Annotated in this window: 1 protein-coding gene; it reads right to left on the bottom strand. The window is 68.9% G+C overall.

Going from position 1 to position 318, the window contains the following annotated elements; all coding sequences use genetic code 11:
* On the bottom strand, positions 1 to 318 hold a 318-nt coding region (locus E1J50_RS26150), incomplete at both ends, for a HAMP domain-containing protein (protein WP_132257175.1).

The raw sequence follows: 318 nt of genomic DNA, 5'->3' as shown, positions 1-318 counted from the left end.
GGTGAGGTCCTTCCAGGTGCCGCCGACGCCCTCGACCTGGGCCTGACCGCCGAGCTTTCCTTCCGTGCCCACCTCGCGGGCGACGCGGGTCACCTCGGAGGCGAAGGAATTGAGCTGATCGACCATGGTGTTGACCACCTTGCCGATCCGCAGGAACTCGCCCCGCAGCGGGCGGCCCTCGATCTCGATCTGCATGGTCTGGCCGAGATCGCCCTTGGCGACCGCGCCGATCACGCGCGCGACCTCGGTGGTCGGCTGGACGAGGTCGCCGATCATCGAGTTGACCGAATCGACGCACTCGACCCAGCCGCCGGTCGC

The sequence above is a fragment of the Methylobacterium segetis genome (assembly GCF_004348265.1).
In the GTDB taxonomy this organism is placed as follows: domain Bacteria; phylum Pseudomonadota; class Alphaproteobacteria; order Rhizobiales; family Beijerinckiaceae; genus Methylobacterium; species Methylobacterium segetis.
Note: the sequence above shows the minus strand (reverse complement) of the source record. Positions and strands in the feature narration are given on the sequence as shown.